Origin of the sequence: Actinophytocola sp., from assembly GCF_035762905.1 — a bacterium.
Classification (GTDB): domain Bacteria; phylum Actinomycetota; class Actinomycetes; order Mycobacteriales; family Pseudonocardiaceae; genus DASYTH01.
In genome coordinates this window covers 1-3,192 of the sequence record NZ_DASUCC010000052.1, presented here as the reverse complement: position 1 = coordinate 3,192, position 3,192 = coordinate 1, and the positions used below count along the sequence as shown (strand labels likewise).

Here is a 3,192-nt window from a genome sequence, read left to right as displayed (position 1 = left end):
GGTCACGCACGCCGGGCTGGCCAGCTTCTCCGCCGCGGAGGTGGCGCACTTCCAGGTGCGGCCGGGGGACCGCGTGCTGGAGTTCTCCTCGCCCAGCTTCGACGCCTCGGTGCTGGAGCTGTGCATGTCGCTGCCGGCCGGCGCCGCGCTCGTGGTGCCGCCGCCCGGACCGCTGCTCGGCGAGCAGCTCGGCCGGGTGATCGCCCTGCAGGGGATCACGCACGCGTTCATCCCGCCCGCTGCGCTGGCCACGGTTCCCGAGGTCGAGCTGCCGGAGCTGCGCTGCCTGGCGGTCGGCGGCGAGGCGGTCCCGGCGGAGCTGGCCGACCGGTGGGCACCCGGCCGGCGGATGCTCAACGTCTACGGACCCACCGAGTGCACGTCGCTGTCCACCTGGAGCGACCCGCTGGTCGCCGGTGCCGGGAACCCGCCGATCGGCCGTCCACTGTGGAACTTCCAGGTGTACGTGCTGGACGCGCGGCTGCGCCCGGTTCCGGTCGGGGTGCCCGGCGAGCTGTACATCGCCGGGGTCGGCGTGGCCCGCGGTTACCTGAACCGGCCGGGTCTGACCGCACAACGCTTCGTGGCCAACCCGTTCGGCGAGCCGGGTGGGCGGATGTACCGCACCGGCGACCTGGTCCGCTGGAGCCGGGACGGGCAGTTGGACTTCGTCGGCCGGGTCGACGACCAGGTCAAGATCCGCGGCATGCGGATCGAGCTCGGTGAGATCGAGTCGGTGTTGGCCCCCGCGGTTTCCGCGGTCGCCGTGGTGGTGCGCGAGGACGAACCCGGGGTGCGCAGGCTGGTGGCCTACGCGGTGCCCGCCGACCCGACGACCACCCCGGCCGCGCTGCGCGAGCTGGCCGGCCGGTCGCTGCCCGGGTACATGGTGCCGGCGATCGTGCTGCTCGACGAGTTTCCGTTGAACACCAATGGAAAGCTGGACCGGCAGGCGTTGCCGGTGCCGGTCTGGGCCGGCGGCGGGACCTACGTCGCGCCGCGTCCCGGTGTCGAGCGGGTCATCGCCGACGTGTGGGCGGACGTGCTCGGCCTGGACCGGGTCGGGCGTACCGACAACTTCTTCGAGCTGGGCGGTGACTCGATCATCAGCGTGCGGGTGGTGTCCCGGCTGCGTGCGGCGCTCGGCGTCGAGATCTCGCCGCGGATGCTGTTCACCGACCCGACGGTGGCCGCGCTTGCCGAGACGATCGGCGCCGACCCGGCGATGGCCACACCGATACCGGCCGTGCCGAGGGATGCGACGCTGCCACTGTCGTTCGCCCAGCAGCGGCTGTGGTTCCTCGACGAGTTCGAGCCGGGTGGCACCGAGTACATCACCCCGCTGGCGGTGCGGCTGCGCGGTGCGCTGGACACCGCCGCGCTGGACCGGGCGATGACCGCGCTGGTGGCCAGGCACGAGTCGCTGCGCACCACGTTCCGGGCCGAGGACGGTCGGGCCGAGCAGATCGTGCACCCGCCGGCCGAGGTGCGCATCCCGGTCCGGGACGTGCTGCCCGGTGAGCTGGACGCCGAGCTGGAGCGGGCCGCCAGCACGCCGTTCGATCTCGGTGCCGGCCCGCTGCTGCGCCCGCAGCTGCTGCGGATCGCGGCCGAGGACCACGTGCTGACCCTGACCATGCACCACATCGTCACCGACGGCTGGTCCGGCGGCGTGCTCATGGCGGACCTGGCCGAGTTGTACCGGGCCGAGCTGACCGGCGCCGCACCGGATCTCCCGGAGCTCGCCGTGCAGTACGCGGACTTCGCGGCCTGGCAACGGGACCGGGCCGGCGAGCTGGACGAGCAGCTGGCCTACTGGCGTGGCCAGCTGGACGGCGTGTCGCCGCTGCAACTGCCGGCCGACCGGCCCCGCCCGCCGCTGCACACGATCAACGGCGCGCAGTGCGACTTCGCCGTGCCGGCCGAGGTGACCGAGCGGCTGCGGACGCTGGCCGGCGCCCAGGACGGCTCGCTGTTCATGGCTCTGGTCGCCGCCTGCCAGGTGCTGTTCCACCGGTGGACCGGTCAGCAGGACGTCGCGGTGGGCACCGTGACCGCCGGCCGCGAGCGGTCCGAGCTGGAGCGGCTGGTCGGGTTCTTCGTCAACACCCTGGTGCTGCGCTCCACAGTGGACGGTTCGGTGCCGTTCGCCCGGATGCTCGCCTCGGTCCGGCAGACCGTGCTGGATGCCTTCGCCCACCAGGACGTTCCGTTCGAGCGGGTGGTGGACGCGGTGCAGCCGGAGCGGGACACCAGCCGCACGCCGTTGTTCCAGGTGATGGTGGTGCTGCAGAGCACGCCGAACCGGGCGGTGGACCTGGCCGGGCTGACCGCCGAGGACATCGAGATGCCGGTCACCTCGGCGAGCTTCGACCTCACCGTCGAGTTCTTCGAGGAGCAGGCCGGCGGGCTGGCCGGATCGTTGACCTACAACACCGATCTGTTCGACGAGGTGACCGTGCGCCGGCTGGCCAACTCGCTCGGCGTGCTGCTGGCCGGGATCGCCGCCGACCCGGACCGCGCGGTCGCGGCGCTGCCGGTGCTCCCCGCCGACGAGCTGCACCTGGTGCGGCACGGCTGGAACGACACGCACCGCGACGTGGTGCCGGCGACCTTCCCGGAGCTGGTGGAGCTGCAGGTGACCCGGACGCCGGAAGCGCCGGCGGTGCTCTTCGACGGCGGCGAGCTGAGCTATGCCGAGCTGAACGCCTGGGCGAACCGGCTGGCCCGCTGGATGGTCGCCCGCGGGGTGGGCCCGGAGCGGATCGTGGCCGTGCAGCTGCCGCGCTCGGTGGAGATCATCGTCACCGAGCTGGCGGTCACCAAGGCCGGCGGCGCCTACCTGCCGGTGGACCCGGCCTATCCGGTGGACCGGATCGCGTTCATGCTCCGCGACGCCGACCCGGTGCTGGTGGTCGACACCATGCCGGACGTGTCCCGGTACCCGGACACCGATCTGACCGACGCGGACCGGTTGGCCCCGCTGCGGTTGACCAACCCGGCCTACGTGATCTACACGTCCGGCTCGACCGGCCGGCCGAAGGGCGTCGTGGTCACGCACGCCGGGCTGGCCAGCTTCTCCGCCGCGGAGGTGGCGCACTTCCAGGTGCGGCCGGGGGACCGCGTGCTGGAGTTCTCCTCGCCCAGCTTCGACGCCTCGGTGCTGGAGCTGTGCATGTCGCTGCCGGCCGG

General features: G+C 73.0%; 1 protein-coding gene. It reads left to right on the top strand.

Annotated features, from left to right (window positions below):
* Positions 1 to 3,192, top strand: a 3,192-nt coding sequence (locus tag VFV67_RS10010) for a condensation domain-containing protein (RefSeq protein ID WP_326469002.1), incomplete at both ends; no start/stop codon positions are given.